Raw genomic sequence first — 16,952 nt, forward strand, 5'->3', positions numbered from 1 at the left:
ATCCTTAGTGGTAGAGGGCGCTGTAGGCGTTGATTGCCGGTTGGCCGCCGAGATGGGCAAACAGCACGTTTGAGTCCTTGCTGATTTCGCCGCCGGACACCAGACCGATGAGTCCTGCCATCGACTTGCCTTCATACACCGGGTCGATGATCATTCCCTCGAGGCTTCCGGTCAGGCGCATCGCCTCATTCGTGGAGTCGACGGGGATGCCGTAATAGTCACCGGCCCAACCATCGAGGATGTAGATTTCCTCGTCGCGGAGGTCCCGGCCCAAGCCGATCAGCTGTGCCGTGTTCCGGGCGATTCGCGCCACCTGATCCCGTGTTTCAGATATTTTGGCGGATGCGTCGATGCCGATAATCCGGCGCACCCGCTCCTGTCCGGCGAAGCCCGCGATCATGCCGGCCTGGGTGGATCCCGTGACGGCACACACGACGATGGTGTCGAAGAAGATGCCGAGTTCTTTTTCCTGCTGTTCAACCTCGTACGCCCAGTTTGCGAAGCCGAGCCCGCCCAGCTTGTGATCGGAGGCGCCAGCAGGGATTGCATAAGGTTTACCGCCTGCAGATTCGACGTCGGCGATGGCTTCCTCCCAGCTCGATTTGAAGCCGATTCCAAAGCCTTCGTTGGACAGCCGCACGTCTGCTCCCATCAGCCTGGAGAGGAGGATGTTGCCCACACGGTCATTCAGTGGATCCGGCCAGTCGACCCAGGACTCCTGAACGAGTACAGCCTTGAATCCAAGCTTCGCCGCGACGGCTGCCACTTGGCGGGTGTGGTTGGACTGTAGACCCCCGATGGAGACCAATGTGTCTGCGCCCGAAGCCAGGGCATCCGGAATGAGGTACTCAAGTTTACGGGTCTTGTTTCCGCCGAAGGCCAGTCCGCTGTTCACATCCTCCCGCTTGGCCCAGATCCGGGCGCCGCCAAGGTGCCTGCTCAACCGTGGGAGTTCATGCACGGGGCTGGGACCGAACGTCAGGGGATACCGGTCGAAATCCGAGAGGGCCATGTATCTCCTTTGATCGTGCTGACTAGGCTTGTCCCCATGATCATACGTACGGTGGAAACGCTGGTCACGGGGCCCGGACGGAAATGTGGACGATGATGACCGAACCGTTACCCATCCTCGACGACGCCGTGGCACTCAGTTTTGAGTACGACGACGTCCGCCTCGCCGGATATGCGTGGTGGGCAGCAGGCGCCGCTCCTGCCCCGACAGTTCTGATACTTCATGGTTGGGGCGAGGACGCTTCCACCCTTGCGCCCGTTGCGCGACAGATCAGGGACCGGGGCTGGAATGCGGTCTCAATCTCGCTGCGGGGGTGGCGCGGCTCCACTGGAGCCGACGATTACGGATTGAGCGCTGCGAAGGACATCGGACGGGTCCTCGACTGGATTCGGCAACGGTCGCCCAGCGGGCCGACCGTTTTACTGGGATTCTCCATGGGTGGCCTCATGGCCGGACTCGCTGCGGCAGACCACAAGGAGCTCACCGGTCTTGTCGTTGTCGGGGCGCCTTGTCATCTGCCGAGCTTTTATCAGGACACCGAATTCGATGGCGTCCGCCGGTACTTCGACGCGACCCTATTGCCGGAGCAATGGTATGACTCGTCGCCGCTGAGCCATGCCCATATGATCAGCATTCCTATGCTCTTGGTGACCGGGGGCAAGGATACGATGTGCCCGCCGGGACAAGGCCGCAGGATGGCAGGTGCCGTCGCCAATGGCAGGCTGTTCCATATTCCTGACATGGAGCATTATCCGTCCCTGGGCGAATGGCAGCGGATTTTGGATGAAGGGGCAGAGTTCATCGGAATCTGAGGGCCGTTCATTTGTGGAGTGCTTGTGGGAATGACCTTTTGTGCGTCGGGCTTCCGGCTTAGGCTGGGAGTAGCGGCCGCCGGAGGACAAGCAGGCGGTTCGACGATCTCCAAGGAGGCGTGATCCATGTCCAGCAAGAACAATGACTCCGATGACAGCATCGAACAGGCAGCCGAACGGATATTCCGGAATCTTTCCGAGAGCCGGGGTGGTGGCGGCACACCGGATGGCCGGGTGCCATCGGACCCGAATCCGGACGATGAAGAAGTTCCCGCTCACTCCAGTATCAGCGAGGGCATTAACTCAACCAGTGCGGATCCGGTCGCCGATAAGGATGACGAAGCTGACGAGTACAGAGACAACCCGGGCGGCCGTTCTTAGGCGTAGCCAGACCGGATTTCGCTGCAGCGACCGCATCCCAATCGTGCCGCCAGCTGCCCAGTACTGATCAAACATGACAAACGGATGCCCGGACTTCGTGGGAAGTTCCGGGCATCCGCGTGAAGCAGAGGCTCTGTCAGCCCTTCGTGGTTTTGGTGCGGGTGTCCAGGATCAGCGAGAGCCCAATACCGAGCATCCAGACATCCTTGGCGACGCCGGTCCCTTCCTGCGTGGGACGCACCCCGTCGTCCTGGGTCATGCCGGGCGTCTTGAAATACATTGCCAGCAGACCCGCGGAAAACGCCGTCAGACCAATTCCGGCCAGCCGGCTGGGAATAAATGGCGCCAGGAGCGCTCCACCGAGGGCGATCTCCGAATAGCTGAGATACTTGCCGAATTGCTCGGAGTCCAGCTTTCCAATCTGCGGAATGGCGCCTGCCGCCATCTGCTGCATACCGGCGGCACTCTCCCGGTCAATCTTCATCTTGCCCATGCCCGAGTTGAGGATAAACGCACCGGTTGCTGCGCGTAGCGGGATGTGACTCAGTTTGTAACCCATGAAAACCTCCGTTGTGTTGTCCAACCCTCCCGATCGTACGGACGCCGCATGAAGATTGCTAGGCGATGCGTAACTTCCGGTGCCGGCTGCTCCAGAGGTAGGAGGCGCCAGCGGAAAGCAGTCTCACAACGAGGGTGATCCTTGATCCGCGCTGCTGAGCGCGGCTACTTCACCGTCCCGGTCGTTGTCTTCACTCGACGCCAAGGCGATAGTGGCGATCTCAGCACGGGAAAGATTTGCGGCGGCGGATACCTGGTCCACCGGAAAGCCTGCGGCAATCGCTTCCACAATGGCGGTGTTTCGATCCTCCGCGGCCTGGTCCAATTCGACCTCGAGGTCCTCCACCCTGGCGGAGGCAACCCATAATTTCTTCAGATGCGATGTCATGACGCTTCCCCGAATTTTCCTCGTTAGGGCAGCCCCGTGCTTCTACAGGGTTCAAGCGCCGCTCTCTGGATTCCAGATGGCGGCGCTTCGAACGCAACACTACTTCAGGACCGGCTGCTTCGCCAGCAACCCGGCGGGACGATCTTCGCGTGGTGCCGCGTCGCGCGAACCGCGCAAACTCAACGACTAAATCCTCTAATGTGACGCAGAGCACAGCATAAGATAGATTCGACACAACATGCGCTTAGTGTTGTAGGGTCGAGCGGCTGGATGAAATCCGTGCTCGACTGACGGGGTGGACGAGGAGAAGGAGGAAAATTGTGTGGGAGTTTTTGGTGGACAGAATCGACCAAATCCTCTTCTCGAGCTACCAGCATTTCTCTCTAGTGGTGCAGAGCCTGATTCTGGCAACGGTCATCGCCGTCGGCATCGCTGCCCTTGTTTATCGCAGCAAATCACTGACCGGTCTCGCCAACGGGTTCTCCGCCGTCGGACTCACCATTCCTTCCTTTGCCCTGATCGGTATTCTCATCGCACCGTTCGGCTTCGGCGTGGCACCGGCCGTCATGGTGGTCACCTTTTTTGCCGCACTGCCCATCCTGCGCAACGCTGTCGTCGGACTGACCGGCATCGACCGTTCATTGATTGAATCCGCCCGCGGCATCGGTATGGGGCGGTTCAGCACCCTGCTGCGGGTGGAATTGCCGTTGGCGTGGCCGGTCATCCTCACCGGCATCCGTGTTTCCGCCCAAATGGTGATGGGTGTGGCCGCCATTACCGCTTACTCGTTGGGACCGGGTCTCGGCGGTTTCATCTTCTCCGGTTTATCCCGGCTTGGCGGTGCCAACTCTCTGAATTCCGTGGTGGTCGGTGTAGTCGCCGTCGTTATTCTCGCCATCATTCTTGACCTGTTGCTCCTCGGCCTTGGCCGACTAACCACCCCGCGAGGTATCCGTGTCTGAAACTATGCAAAAGGACCCCAACGCTACTCCGGAGAACAACGGCGTCAGCGGGGCAAGCATTCTGCTGGATAAGGTCACCAAGCGCTATTCCGGGCTATCGGACCCGGCGGTGAATGGTCTGACGCTGGAGATTCCCGCGGGCAAGATCGTCATGCTAGTCGGGCCGTCCGGCTGCGGCAAGACCACCACGTTGAAGATGATCAACCGCCTGATCGAGCCGTCCGAGGGGCGGATCGTGCTCGGCGGGGACGACGTTACGGACATCGACGGGGATAAACTGCGACGGCGGATCGGTTACGTCATCCAGGCCGGCGGGCTATTCCCGCACATGACGGTCGAAAACAATATCGCCATGGTCCCCAGGATGCTCGGTTGGAACAAGGACCGTATTTCCAAGCGGGTGGACGAGCTGCTGGAACTGGTCTCCCTTGAGCCCGGAAAGTACCGCAACCGGTATCCGAAGGAACTGTCCGGCGGTCAGCAGCAGCGCATCGGCGTCGCACGTGCCCTGGCGGCAGATCCGCCCGTCCTGTTGATGGACGAACCGTTCGGTGCGGTGGACCCGATTACCCGGCAGCGGCTGCAGGACGAACTGCTGCATATCCAGGAGGAAGTGCAGAAGACGATCGTCTGCGTCACCCACGACTTTGACGAAGCCGTCAAGCTCGGCGACTGGATCGCGATCTTCTCGCAGGGCGCGCAGCTGGTGCAATACGACACTCCCGAGCGCATCCTCGCAGATCCAGCGAGCGAATTCGTCGAAAACTTCATCGGCTCCGGTGCCGGTCTGAAACAGCTAACGCTGACCCGTGTTGGTGACGTTGAGCTCGCCGACGCCGTCGTCGCCCATCCCGGTGATGAGGCGGCTGCTGTGCTCGCCCGGCTCGATGAAGCCAGCCACAACCACGCGGTTATCGTCGACGAGCGCCAACGGCCGATCCAATGGCTGAGCCGGCGCCAATTGGGGCGTTTGAAAACCATCGATTCCAGTACAGACGAGCATCTGCCCCTGGTTGGCGACCGGGCAACACTGAATGATGCGCTGGACACCATGCTTGTATCCAGCGCCGGTGCCGCCCTGGTGACCGGACGCCGGGACACTTTCATGGGCGTCATCGATGTCAAAGCGATCATGGATGCCATCACCAGGGCGCACGAAGTCACCTCCAAGGAGCACATGGAAAGTGCGCCGGTGGGAATCAACACCGGCACAATGTCACAGGTGGAAACCACAGACCCGGGCGACGCGGAGGCTGACGATAGTGCGGACAGGGGCACCGGAGAAGGCGGCTCCCACCGTGCCGATGCTGACGGCGGCCGGCCATGACTACGGCAACAACTGCCAAGGTCCGCGGAAATGAACGTTGGCGCGAGTGGCGGCCGCTGATCATCCAGCCGCTGGCGATTCTTGTCGTTCTCGCGGCAGTACTCATCTATCTGCGCACGGCCGATCTCACCGCCACGGAACGAACCACCCTGGCGCCACAAGCGTTGTGGGGTTTCACCCTTGAGCACCTCGCATTGACCTTCCTCTCCGCGGCGATTGTTCTCGTGATAGCCGTTCCACTGGGAATCCTGCTCACGCGGGGGCCGCTACGTTTCCTGACCGGTCCCTTTATGACCCTTGCCAATATCGGACAGGCAGCCCCGGCCATCGGGCTCATCGTGTTGCTTGCGTTCTGGGTTGGATTCGGCTTCACGGCAGCGATTATTTCCCTGGTCGTGTACGCGTCCCTTCCGGTATTGCGGAATACGATGGTCGGGATTGAGCAGGTCGACTCCAGGCTGGTGGAAGCCGGGCGCGGTATGGGCATGAGTTCGACGGCGGTGCTGTTCCGCATCGAACTGCCTCTAGCCGTGCCGATCATGCTGGCGGGTATCCGCACGGCTCTCGTGTTGCTGGTCGGTACTGCCGCCCTGGCAACCTTTATCAACGGCGGGGGGCTCGGCATTCTGATTACTACCGGCGTCAACCTGAACCTGAATACGGTTCTGGTCGCGGGTTCAATACTGGTCGCCCTGCTGGCTTTATTAATCGACTGGGTGGGCCGTGTCGTCGAGCAACTGGCGCGCCCGAAGGGACTGTAACGGCGATGAAAGCGGCGAAGGCGGCGGAAGCGGCCAAAGCAACGAAGTCCATCAACAACCGTAGGGGACGTGGTCCCATTGTGACCGGACTGCTGGTGGGACTTGCCTTGATTCTCAGTGGCTGTGGACTGCAACCGGCGACGTCGTTTGTGCCAGCGGCGGGCCCCGGTTCCATTGAGGAGATTCCCGGGGCGGAAGAGCAAACGGTTGTTGTCACATCGAAGAACTTCACCGAGCAGCTGATCCTGGGAAAGATTGCTGTACTGGCCATGCAGGCGGCTGGTTTCAACGTGACAGACCTAACCAATGTCCCCGGCAGCGTGCCCGTCCGCGAGATCATGCTGTCAGGACAGGCGGACATCACTATCGAATACACCGGTACGGCATGGTTGACCTACCTTGGCAAGAAAAAAGGCATTCCGAACCAGCAGAAGCAATGGGAGGCAGTGAAGAAGGCCGACAAGAAGAACGGCTTGACCTGGCTTCCGCCGGCACCGCTGAACAACACCTACGCGATGGCTGTTCGATCAGAGGCCGTGGACAAGCTGGGAGGCATCTCCAAGCTTTCGGAACTGAAGGACCTGCCCGTGAAGGAGCGGACCTTCTGCATCGAGTCCGAATTTAATTCCCGTTCCGATGGAATGAACCCCATGCTGAAGCACTACGGTTTGGAGCGCGGATCACCGGAGGGAGTGCCGAACGATAATATCGGCATTTATGACACGGGCGCCGTCTATTCCGCCACCGACAACGGAGCGTGCAATTTCGGTGAAGTTTTCACCACTGACGGGCGTATTGATGCCCTCGATCTAACAGTCCTCGAAGATGACAAGAACTTCTTCCCGGCCTACAACGCGGCGCCGGTCGTGCGGACCGAGTTGCTCAAGGAATACCCGCAGATCGCCGACATTTTCGCACAGATCATGCCCGAATTGACCAGCGATGTCATGCGTAAGCTCAACGGGCAGGTCGACGTGGAGGGCCGGACGCCGGCGGATGTGGCCTTTGAATGGATGGTCAAGGAAGGTTTCATCAGCGAGGTCGAAAATCCGCTCGCACCGGAATAAACCCACCGGAATAAACCTCAAAGCAGTACAAGCGAGGGGCCGTCGTTCCGCTGTTATAGAACAGGATCCCGGTCTGTCGCCGTGCCGTTACCGGGATTTTACCTTTCGAGGGGATAATGGGAGCTGAAGTCGAAGCCAGCCTCTAAGCCTAAATCGAAGGTTCCCATGGATTTCATCCCGGCCGAACACCCCAGGCCGCGACATTTCATTCTTCACATGACTGATACCCACCTGCTGGGTAATCCTGGTCCTTTGCACGGCACAGTGGACAGTGAGCGCCGACTGCAGGAACTGTTCGGCCAGCTTGAGGCCTCCGGGGCGAGACCGGAGGCGATCGTGCTGACCGGGGACCTGGCAGACAAGGGAGAGCTCGACGCGTACGCGAGGCTGCGCTCAATCGTTGAGCCGGCGGCCGAAAAACTCGGCGCTCAGATCATCTGGGCGATGGGTAATCACGACGACAGGACAAATTTCCGCAGTGGGCTGCTGGGAGAAGTGAACCCCTCGACCCGGCCAGTCGACGCATCCTTCGAAGTAAATGGACTGCGCATCATCACCCTCGACACCTCCGTGCCCGGCCACCACTACGGGCAGCTTACCCCTGACCAACTTGACTGGCTGGCGGGCGAACTGGCGCACCCAGCTCCCGATGGAACCATCCTCGCCATGCACCATCCACCGGTTCCGAGCGTGCTTGACCTTGCTGTTCTGGTTGAGCTGAGGGAACAGCAGGACCTGGCGGAGGTGTTGCGCGGATCGGACGTCCGGACAATTCTGGCCGGTCACCTGCATTATTCGACGACGGCGACGTTCGCCGGTATACCGGTTTCGGTAGCTTCGGCCACCTGTTACACCCAGGATTTGAGCGTGACCGTCGGCGGGACCAGGGGGAGGGACGGCGCCCAGGCTTTCAACTTGGTGCACATCTACGACGAAACGATCGTGCACTCGGTGGTCCCGATTGGCGAGCATCCCACCGTGGGCGAACATGTCAGCCCCGAGGAGACCCGCCGCCGAATCGCGGCAGCAGGCCTGAAAATTGCAGAGGCCCCGTCCAACCGCGCCGCCCGCAAGGCAGCCAAGAAGGCCCACCTCACCCGCGTCTGAGCCGTCGTCGTACTACTTTTCCCAGGGCGCCTTGACGGGGAAGTACTTCTCCAGGAAGCTGACGACGAGCTTCGCCCGTTCCTCCGCGTCGACCTCGGGAAAGCTTCCATCGTTGAGGCAAAACAGGTCGGTGGCCCGTCTGCTGAGCAGTCGGTCCAGGGACTTCAATCCCGCCCTGGTAGTGGTGTCGATGTACTGCACCCGCGCCGAATGCTGGGTAACGGCGCGGCCGGTCAGCAGTGCGTAGTAGTGGTAGAGCGAATTCGTGACGGAGATATTGTCGCTGGCCCGGAAGGTGCTCGCCGCGGTGGCAGCGAATTCGGTGGCGAATTCCCGCTCCATCTCGAGCAGCACGCTCTTGCGCAGTGGCGCGGCGGTGTGTTCCAGATGCCGGGTGATGGTCCGGCCGAACCGCTCCTGCAACAGCTTCCGGTTGACCCGCGCGGAGTTTTCGAATCCGCTGCGCACCAGGTTGTTCTCGCCGAGGCCGATCCTCGTGGATGCTTCGATGAACTTGGTGACGCCGCCGGGGGAGAAGAACATGTCCGGCCCGACCGGACGGCCAAAGAACATGTCGTCGTTGGAATACAGGAAGTGTTCTGAGAGGCCGGGAATGTGCTGCAACTGGCTCTCCACTGCCTGCGAGTTGTGCGTGGGCAACACCGATGGGTCGGCAAAGAAGTCCTCGCTCCGCATCAGCGTGACTTTAGGGTGTTCGTCGAGCCAGGCGGGCCTATCGGAGTCGGTGGCGATGAAGATGTGCCGGATCCAGGGCGCGAAAGTGTAGATGGAGCGGAGGGCGTACTTCAGCTCATCGACCTGACGGAAACGGGCTTCGGAATCGTCTCCTTCCCCAACGACGGCGTTCTTCATCCGTTCGGCGCGTGCCCGCTGGAATTCGGGGGAACCGATGTCCACCCAGGAGAAGACGATATCGACCTCGAAGTGAATGTCGCTGGCGTGGTCGGCAAACATATTCTCGATGGTCGGCCAGTTCATCCCGAAGCGCTCAACCGAGCCCCGCACTGCCTCATCCGCCGGCAGCGTCTGCCTCGTCAGGGAGTTTTCGATCGGCAGGACAATGAGGTCTTCCTCGATGGCCCACAGTTCAATCTGAACACCGGCGGAGGCGCCGTAAAGCAGACCGCTGTCCGGGACGATGCGCGGACGGTACAGGCGGAAAATCCGTGCGTTCCTGTTGGCGGAAAGGGCTCCGTCGGCGACCAGGACCGTGTCGCTTGTTTTCGCATCCACCGTCTCCGAGTAGAAAGGTTCGCCGGAGCAGGCGGCTACGAGCGCTTCGCGCAATTCCCTGCGGTACTTCCAATCGACGGCGATGACGGGCCGTTCGTCGTTGCCACGCACCAGCAGGTATTCGATGCCGGCTTCATCGAGGGCTGCACGGATAAAGAGCAGATCCTCGATCATTGCCTGCAGTGGCGTGTGGCCGGTATTGAGGAGGGTAAACCGGCCCTTGGTCTTGATCAGATCGCCGCGGTCACGTAACTGCGCCGCGGATCCGGCCGAGGCAGACTCAACGACGCCCCGTTCGGTATCCTGTTCCGGCGCGACGTAGTAGACATCCTGCTCGTTCGACATACTGTCACCGGCCTTTCGGTCATGGGTGGGGTTCTCTCCTCCAATAGTACGTAGGCTGGAGCGGTGACTTTACCGCTGTTTATCCTGGCTCTCGCTGCGATCATTGTGTCGGCGATGGCGCAGCGGATTGCAGGTCTCGGGTTCGCCATGCTGCTCGCGCCGTTCCTGGTGCTCCTGTTCGGCCCGCACAGCGGGATTCTGCTTGTGAACCTGCTGGGCGGCATCTCGGCCGGCATCATGTTCATCAGGGTCAGGACCTACGTCGACTGGCCAATGTACTGGCGGCTGGCCATTCCGGCCGTGGCGGCGTCGATCCCGTTTTCGATCCTCGCGCTGGCGTTGCCGGCCGCTCCGCTGGAGGCAGGCGTCGGCTTCCTGTTGCTGCTCGCGTTGGTGCTCTCACTTGCCCTGCACCGGGGCGGGAGAACCATCGACGGCCCGGGAATCCGCGCGGCCGCCGGGCTCAGCTCGGGTATCACCAACGCTTTGGCGGGGGTGGGTGGGCCCACCGTAAGCGTCTACGCCGTCATCAGCCGCTGGGACCAGCGCCCCTTCGCGGCCACCATCCAGCCGTATTTCATGACAATCGGTTTCGCGGCGATGGCCACCAAAGCCGTCGTGGACCCGGGGGAGTGGCCGCCGCTGGAGCCGTGGATGTGGGTGGCAATGATGGCGATGATCGGGGTCGGAATGTACTTCGGCGAACGGGTGGCCAAGTTTGTCCACGACCGTACCGCCCGCCGCGCCGTCGTCGTTATCGCCTTCCTGGGCGCAGCAATAACCATGGTGAAGGGCCTCGTGACGCTCCTGTAGCGTTGGAGCAACAGCGCGTTGCCCGGTTCTATGGCAACACCGTGTTGGCCTTTGAGACCGGCACCTCTTTGATTAAGGAGTGAGCATGGACGAAAAAATCCGCGGGATCCTTCCTATCCCTCAAAGGACCCGATCCGTTCCGACGGCGATGGATCGAAAAGACCAGACGGGGAAATTCACGCCGGTTGCGGATTTGCGGCCACCGGAGAACGCGCCGAATGTGGTGCTGGTCCTCGTCGATGACATGGGTTTTGGCGCCTCCAGTGCCTACGGCGGTCCCTGCGGGATGCCGACGGCGGAACGCTTGTCCGGGGACGGGCTGCTGTACAACAGGTTCCATGTCAACGCGCTGTGCTCTCCCACCCGGCAGTCGCTGATGACCGGGCGCAACCACCATTCGGTCGGCATGGGCGTCACCAGCGAGATGGCCACTTCGGCGCCGGGCTACACCGGTTTCCGCCCGGCCAGCGCCGCGACGATCGCGCAAACCTTGAGCGGCAACGGCTACTGCACTGCGGCTTTCGGCAAATGGCACCAGACACCGCCGCGCGAGGTCAGTGCCTCAGGGCCCTTCGACCGCTGGCCGACCGGCGAAGGTTTCGATAAGTTCTACGGGTTCATGGGCGCGGAGATGAACCACTGGTATCCGCAGCTCTATGACGGAACGACGCCGGTGGAGCCGGAGCGCCGGCCCGAAGACGGCTACCACCTCTCGGAAGATCTCGTCGACCGGACTATCGAGTGGGTGCAGACGCAGAAGACTTTGACGCCGGACAAGCCGTTCTTCAGCTATGTGGCGTTCGGCGCCACGCATGGGCCCTTCCACGTCCGTCCCGAGTGGAAAGACAAGTACAAGGGGCGTTTCGATTCCGGCTGGGATGCGCAACGTGAAGCGACGCTGGCCCGGCAGAAGGAGATGGGCGTGGTTCCGGAGTCAGCCGACCTCGCGCCATGGGCGGACAGCGTTCCGCACTGGGACGAGCTCGACGATACCGAGCGCAGGGTGGCCGCCGGGTTCATGGAAACCTACGCCGCCTACGCTGAGCACACCGACGCTCAGGTCGGACGGCTGGTTGACTCGCTCGAGGAGATCGGCGAACTCGACAACACGCTCTTCATCTACATCATGGGTGACAACGGGGCTTCCGGCGAGGGCGGTATTGAAGGCACCACGCGCGAGCATCTCGTCGGGCACGGCTTCACCGACAGCACGGCCGCGATGGCGGAGGAGCTGGACCGGCTGGGAGATGCGAGTACCTACGCGATCTACCCGGTCGGCTGGGCGCTCGCGATGAATACCCCGTACCAGTGGACCAAGCAGGTCGCATCGCACTACGGGGGCACCCGCAACGGCATGATTATGCACTGGGGAAACGGGATCGACGCCGGTGGCGGGGTGCGCGACCAGTGGCACCACGTCATCGACATCGCCCCGACGATTTTCGAAGCGGCGGGTGTGCCGCAGCCGGTATCTGTTAACGGAGTTGCGCAGCAACCGATCGAGGGCACGAGCATGCTCTACACCTTCAATGAGCCGGATGCCGCAGACCGCCGCCGCACCCAGTACTTCGAGATGTGCGGCAATCGGAGTATCTACCATGAGGGCTGGACGGCGGTGACCCGGCATGGCACACCGTGGCAGATGGTGCCGCAGGGATTGCCGTCCTTCGCCGATGATGTGTGGGAACTCTACGACACAAGCACCGACTGGTCCCAGGCGCATGACCTTGCCGCGGAGTATCCGGACAAGCTCAGGGAACTGCAGCAGCTGTTCCTGATCGAGGCCAGCAAGTACAACGTGTTCCCGTTGGACGACCGTGTCACCGAGCGGGAGAACCCCAAGCTTGCCGGCCGCCTCGATCTGTTCGGGGAGCGGAAATCGGTTACGTACCGAGCCGGAATGGGTCGTTTCACCGAGGAAACGGCACCCAATGTGAAGAACCGGTCGCACACAATCACAGCCAAAATCGACGTTCCCGACGGCGGCGTTGACGGGGTGATCATCGCGCAGGGCGGGCGCTTCGGCGGCTGGTCACTTTACGTCGTCGACGGTTACCTGAGCTATGCGTACAACTGCTACGGCCGCGACCATTACCCGGTGAAGGCGACCCAACAGCTGGAACCGGGCAGCCGCGAACTGCGGCTTGAATTCGTCTACGACGGCGGCGGGATCGGCAATGGCGGGAAGGTTCAACTCCTCGTCGACGGGCAAGGCGTCGGTGAGGGACGGGTGGAACGGACTACGTCCTATTACTTCTCCTTCGATGAGACCCTGAACATCGGGGTCGACCGGGGAACGCCGGTCACGGAAGAGTATGCCGCCGTCGACAACGGATTCACCGGCACCATCCATACAGTGCGTGTGGATCTGGAAGGTGAGGATCCGCAGGAACTGGAGAGCGAGGCGGATCGTCAACGCCGGCTCCTCGCACACCAATAACCCCACGCGGCTACGATGGAAACGTGACCCAACCAGAACCGGCAGAGGACCCGCCCGGCCGTGGTGGTTTCTCGGCCTGGGTACTGCGTGGTGGCCAGGAACCTGACCCGCGGTTTACGCTCGCGAATGAGCGGACGTTCCTCGCCTGGATCCGCACCGCTTTGGCGTTGCTCGCCGGTGGCATTGCGGTCGAAGCCTTCACCGCCGAGGTGTTCAGCCCTGCGATCCGCACGACCGTTTCCGTGTTGTTGCTGCTGCTATCAATGTTCATTGCCGGTGGCGCGTGCGTGCGCTGGCTGAACGTCGAGCGGGCGATGCGGCACAAGGCACCGTTGCCGCTTCCGTTGATCATTCCCGTGTTGGCCGGTGGTGGCGCCGTGGTCAGTGCCGTTTTCGTGGTGTTCGTGCTGCTGCGGGCCGGGTAGCTCATGGATCCTGGGCTGCAGCCGGAACGGACATCGCTGGCCTGGGGCCGTACGATGCTGGCAATGGTGGTGGCGAGCATGCTGTTTCTGCGCTGGATCCCGGACTATGGCTGGTTCCCCGTGATTCTGATCGGGTTGGCGTTGGTCACCGCCGCCGGTGTCTACCTCGGCCAGCGCCGGCGTTACACGCGCGGGGGAGCGGAAAGTGCACCCGGTGAGGGTGAGGACAGCAGGTACGGAAGGGCGCACGACGACGCCGTGGCCGTGCTGGTGACCGGCGCGGCGGTAGTGCTGCTGGGCATTCTGGGAATCTATACCATCCTTGCCCTGCCGCTGCTCTGAAGGGGATATGGAAAACTGATTGCATGACTAACGACCGCTCGGAAGGCGACGTAAAAACCTGCTGTTCACCGACCCGTAACGCGTCCAGCCAAGGCCCACCCCGAGCCGATTCCGCAGAAGCTGGTGGTGCCTCGACTGCAGAAGCCTCCGTTGCGGGCGCGACCACCACTGACGCCCGCAGTTCCACCGCCGGTGCCGCCACGTCCGCTGCTCGTCATGACGATGTCATGGTGCCGGCCGGTTCATTTTCCATGGGTGACAACTTCGCCGAAGGTAGTCCCGCCGACGGCGAGACCCCGGTCCATGAGGTGCAGCTGAACCAGTTCCGGGTCGACTCCACAGCTGTAACCAACCGGCAATTCGCCGCCTTCGCAGCCGACACCAACTACCGCACGGAAGCCGAACAATACGGCACGTCGGCAGTCTTTCATCTGGTGGTCCAGGCGCCCGAAGGGGACATTATCGGCGAGGCCGCCGGCGCGCCGTGGTGGTTAAACGTACGCGGCGCCGACTGGTCCCACCCCTTAGGCCACGACTCGGACTGGCGCGACGCCGTCGACCATCCAGCGGTGCATATTTCCCACAACGATGCGCTCGCATATTGCAAGTGGGCCGGCCGTCGTCTGCCGACCGAGGCGGAGTGGGAGTATGCCGCCCGCGGCGGGCTGGATGGCCACCGGTATCCGTGGGGAAACGAATTGCTGGACGACGACGGCAGCCACCGGTGCAATATCTGGCAGGGAGTCTTCCCGACGTCGAACACCACCGACGATGGCTACCTCGGCACCGCGCCGGTGAAGTCCTTTCCGCCGAATGGCTACGGACTGTATGAGGTCAGCGGCAACGTATGGGAGTGGTGCTCGGACTGGTTCCTGCCCAAGTACTACCGGAATTCGCCGGCAGACAATCCGCGCGGGCCCACGATCGGTTCCGGCAGGGTCATGCGCGGCGGCTCCTACCTGTGCCACGATTCGTACTGCAACCGCTACCGGGTCGCCGCCCGCAGCTCAAACACGGCTGAATCGTCCACCAGCAACTGCGGCTTCCGCACAGTCGCGCTGAGTGATTGACTGACTGATCGACTGACCGACTGACCGACTGACCGACTGGCTGCCTGGCTGACTTGGCTGATCCGCCTTACTTGGTCGTCTCGCGGTACACCCGTACTTCCCAAGGGCGAAGCGTGGATGTGCCGGCATCGCCGTCGTAGTTGCACAGCAAGACCGGACCGGATGGAAGCTGCAGCGGTACGTCAAGGGGATCGCTGGACACATTGGCGGTAATCAGCAACCGTTCACCGTCGAGGATGCGCTCGAACGCGTACAACGTCGGATGTTCCGGCTCCAGCATATTGAACGTTCCGAGGGCGACGGCGTCGAGCTTGTGCCGGAGCCAAATCAACTGCTGGTAGAACCGGAAGACTGATTTGCCGCTCTGACGGTCACTGACGGTGTTGACGTCAGGATAGTTGGGGTTGACTGCCATCCACGGTTGCGCATCGGTGAACCCGGCGTGGCGCGATGCATCCCATTGGACCGGGGTGCGTGCGTTGTCCCGCCCCATCGTGCCCAACGCCTGCAGCACATCATCCTGATCCGCACCTCGGGCCGTGACGACGTCGGCGTAATGGTTGATGGCCTCAATGTCCTGGAAATCCGCAATATCCGCGAAGGGCATATTGGTCATGCCGATCTCTTCGCCCTGGTAGATATAGGGTGTTCCCCGGTGCAGATGCAGGACGGCCGCCCAAAGCGTTGCCGACTCGTAGCGGTACAGCCCGGTATTCTCCGGATCCTGCGGCGCCTGTCCATCATGCCCAAAGCGTGACACCAACCTCGGCTGGTCATGATTGTTGAGGTACAGGCTGTTCCAGCCCGACGACGCCAGCTCCACCTGCCAGCGGTTCATGCTCGCCTTCAGCGCCGGCAGATCCAGCGGTTGGGGATCCCACTTGCCACCGGGACCGTGGTCCAACCCGACGTGTTCAAACTGGAACACCATGTCCAGTTCCTTGCGCTCCGGGGCGGTAAAGAGCCGTGCATCCTCGACCGTCACGCCCGGCATTTCCCCGACTGTGAGCAATTCAGCGTCGCGTCCCTCGAAGACCGCGCGCACCATTTCCTGCATGAATTCGTGAATGCGGGGGCCGCTCATGAACAGGGCGGAACCATCGCCGAGGTTCGTTCCTTCGATTGGCGGACCGTCACGGAGCCCGGCCTTGGAGATGTAATTGATGACGTCCATCCGGAAGCCGTCAACGCCACGGTCCAGCCACCAGTTCATCATTTCGTAGACCGCGTCCCGGACTTCCGGATTCTCCCAATTGAGGTCCGGTTGCTGGCGGGCGAACAGGTGCAGGTAGTACTCGCCTGTGGCCTCGTCGAGATGCCATGCCGGGCCGCTGAATGCGGACTGCCAGTTCGTCGGCTCCGCCCCGGGCCGGCCGGCGTCGAACCCCTCGCGTGGCGGATGCCACCAATACCAGTCCCGCTTGGGGCTGTCCTTTGAGGAACGGGATTCCAGGAACCAGGGGTGTTCATCCGAGGTGTGGTTGACGACCAGGTCCATGATGATCTTCATGCCGCGTTCATGGGCGCCGGTGAGCAACTGATCGAACTGTTCCAAGTCTCCAAAGAGCGGATCGATGTTCCGGTAGTCGCTGATGTCGTAACCGTTGTCGTGCTGTGGCGAGGGATAGACCGGTGATAACCAGAGGACGTCGACGCCGAGATCCGCAAGGTAGTCGAGCTTGGAGATGATGCCACCAAGGTCGCCGAAGCCGTCGCTGTTCGAATCAGCAAAACTGCGCGGGTAGATCTGGTACACAACGGCGCGGGTCCACCATGGCGCGTCAGCGGAGTTTGTCCAGGTCATTCAGCGTTTCCTCTCATTGTCATCTTCATCCATGCTATGCCGCGGCGTTGCCTTCAAGGCTCTTGCAGTACCGCGTGGCACCAT

The 16,952-nt window shown here is 61.6% G+C and carries 17 protein-coding genes; 12 read left to right on the forward strand and 5 right to left on the reverse strand.

Annotation, left to right across the window (positions count from 1 at the left end):
• Nucleotides 1–4 precede the first annotated feature (4 nt).
• Nucleotides 5–1,012: a 1-aminocyclopropane-1-carboxylate deaminase gene (locus ACX80B_RS15790; protein WP_459297873.1), complete on the reverse strand. Its 1,008-nt coding sequence runs from the start codon at nucleotides 1,010–1,012 to the stop codon at nucleotides 5–7.
• 92 nt (nucleotides 1,013–1,104) lie between these two features.
• Here ACX80B_RS15790 and ACX80B_RS15795 point away from each other — a divergent pair, with 92 nt between their 5' ends.
• On the forward strand, nucleotides 1,105–1,824 hold the full coding sequence (locus ACX80B_RS15795) for an alpha/beta hydrolase family protein (RefSeq protein WP_459297875.1): 720 nt from the start codon (nucleotides 1,105–1,107) through the stop codon (nucleotides 1,822–1,824).
• Between the two features lie 126 nt (nucleotides 1,825–1,950).
• On the forward strand, nucleotides 1,951–2,205 hold the full coding sequence (locus ACX80B_RS15800) for a hypothetical protein (RefSeq protein WP_459297877.1): 255 nt from the start codon (nucleotides 1,951–1,953) through the stop codon (nucleotides 2,203–2,205).
• Between the two features lie 136 nt (nucleotides 2,206–2,341).
• Here the strand turns inward: ACX80B_RS15800 and ACX80B_RS15805 are convergent, their stop codons facing one another.
• Nucleotides 2,342–2,764 carry a hypothetical protein gene (locus ACX80B_RS15805; RefSeq protein WP_459297879.1) on the reverse strand — a complete coding sequence of 141 codons (423 nt, stop codon included), beginning with the start codon at nucleotides 2,762–2,764 and terminating at the stop codon, nucleotides 2,342–2,344.
• 123 nt (nucleotides 2,765–2,887) lie between these two features.
• Nucleotides 2,888–3,151, reverse strand: a complete 264-nt coding sequence (locus ACX80B_RS15810) for a hypothetical protein (RefSeq protein WP_459297881.1) — start codon at nucleotides 3,149–3,151, stop codon at nucleotides 2,888–2,890.
• 320 nt (nucleotides 3,152–3,471) lie between these two features.
• On the opposite strand from ACX80B_RS15810, the gene ACX80B_RS15815 reads away from it, so the two are divergent.
• From ACX80B_RS15815 to ACX80B_RS15835, 5 genes are all read left to right on the forward strand, one after another.
• A complete protein-coding gene (locus ACX80B_RS15815; protein ID WP_459297883.1) occupies nucleotides 3,472–4,113 on the forward strand; it encodes an ABC transporter permease in 642 nt (213 codons plus the stop codon).
• 4 nt (nucleotides 4,114–4,117) lie between these two features.
• On the forward strand, nucleotides 4,118–5,440 hold the full coding sequence (locus ACX80B_RS15820) for an ATP-binding cassette domain-containing protein (RefSeq protein ID WP_459297964.1): 1,323 nt from the start codon (nucleotides 4,118–4,120) through the stop codon (nucleotides 5,438–5,440).
• Complete coding sequence (locus ACX80B_RS15825; RefSeq protein ID WP_459297885.1) at nucleotides 5,437–6,201, forward strand: ABC transporter permease; 765 nt, start codon at nucleotides 5,437–5,439, stop codon at nucleotides 6,199–6,201. The genes ACX80B_RS15820 and ACX80B_RS15825 overlap by 4 nt, the downstream gene beginning before the upstream one ends.
• Before the next feature lie 5 nt (nucleotides 6,202–6,206).
• Nucleotides 6,207–7,268 carry a glycine betaine ABC transporter substrate-binding protein gene (locus ACX80B_RS15830; protein ID WP_459297887.1) on the forward strand — a complete coding sequence of 354 codons (1,062 nt, stop codon included), beginning with the start codon at nucleotides 6,207–6,209 and terminating at the stop codon, nucleotides 7,266–7,268.
• Nucleotides 7,269–7,433: 165 nt separating this feature from the next.
• Entirely contained in the window at nucleotides 7,434–8,375 is a 942-nt protein-coding gene (locus tag ACX80B_RS15835) for a phosphodiesterase (RefSeq protein ID WP_459297889.1), read from the forward strand.
• A gap of 12 nt (nucleotides 8,376–8,387) precedes the next feature.
• Here the strand turns inward: ACX80B_RS15835 and ACX80B_RS15840 are convergent, their stop codons facing one another.
• Nucleotides 8,388–9,974, reverse strand: coding sequence for a stealth conserved region 3 domain-containing protein (locus ACX80B_RS15840; protein WP_459297891.1), 1,587 nt, complete (start codon nucleotides 9,972–9,974; stop codon nucleotides 8,388–8,390).
• 63 nt (nucleotides 9,975–10,037) lie between these two features.
• Here ACX80B_RS15840 and ACX80B_RS15845 point away from each other — a divergent pair, with 63 nt between their 5' ends.
• The 5 genes from ACX80B_RS15845 to ACX80B_RS15865 all read left to right on the forward strand — a co-directional run bounded on the left by ACX80B_RS15845 (nucleotide 10,038) and on the right by ACX80B_RS15865 (nucleotide 15,064).
• A complete protein-coding gene (locus ACX80B_RS15845; RefSeq protein WP_459297893.1) occupies nucleotides 10,038–10,787 on the forward strand; it encodes a TSUP family transporter in 750 nt (249 codons plus the stop codon).
• Nucleotides 10,788–10,872: 85 nt separating this feature from the next.
• Nucleotides 10,873–13,227 carry an arylsulfatase gene (locus ACX80B_RS15850; protein WP_459297895.1) on the forward strand — a complete coding sequence of 785 codons (2,355 nt, stop codon included), beginning with the start codon at nucleotides 10,873–10,875 and terminating at the stop codon, nucleotides 13,225–13,227.
• Between the two features lie 23 nt (nucleotides 13,228–13,250).
• The gene (locus ACX80B_RS15855) at nucleotides 13,251–13,652 is read left to right on the forward strand and encodes a YidH family protein (protein ID WP_459297897.1); all 402 of its coding nucleotides are present in this window, start codon (nucleotides 13,251–13,253) and stop codon (nucleotides 13,650–13,652) included.
• A gap of 3 nt (nucleotides 13,653–13,655) precedes the next feature.
• Nucleotides 13,656–13,994 (forward strand): DUF202 domain-containing protein, encoded by a 339-nt coding sequence (locus ACX80B_RS15860; RefSeq protein ID WP_459297899.1) that lies wholly within the window; start codon nucleotides 13,656–13,658, stop codon nucleotides 13,992–13,994.
• Nucleotides 13,995–14,221: 227 nt separating this feature from the next.
• The gene (locus tag ACX80B_RS15865) at nucleotides 14,222–15,064 is read left to right on the forward strand and encodes a formylglycine-generating enzyme family protein (RefSeq protein ID WP_459297966.1); all 843 of its coding nucleotides are present in this window, start codon (nucleotides 14,222–14,224) and stop codon (nucleotides 15,062–15,064) included.
• 67 nt (nucleotides 15,065–15,131) lie between these two features.
• Here ACX80B_RS15865 and ACX80B_RS15870 read toward each other — a convergent pair whose 3' ends face one another.
• The gene (locus tag ACX80B_RS15870; RefSeq protein WP_459297901.1) at nucleotides 15,132–16,868 is read right to left on the reverse strand and encodes a glycoside hydrolase family 13 protein; all 1,737 of its coding nucleotides are present in this window, start codon (nucleotides 16,866–16,868) and stop codon (nucleotides 15,132–15,134) included.
• Nucleotides 16,869–16,952: the final 84 nt, after the last annotated feature.

The organism is Arthrobacter monumenti (assembly GCF_054511255.1).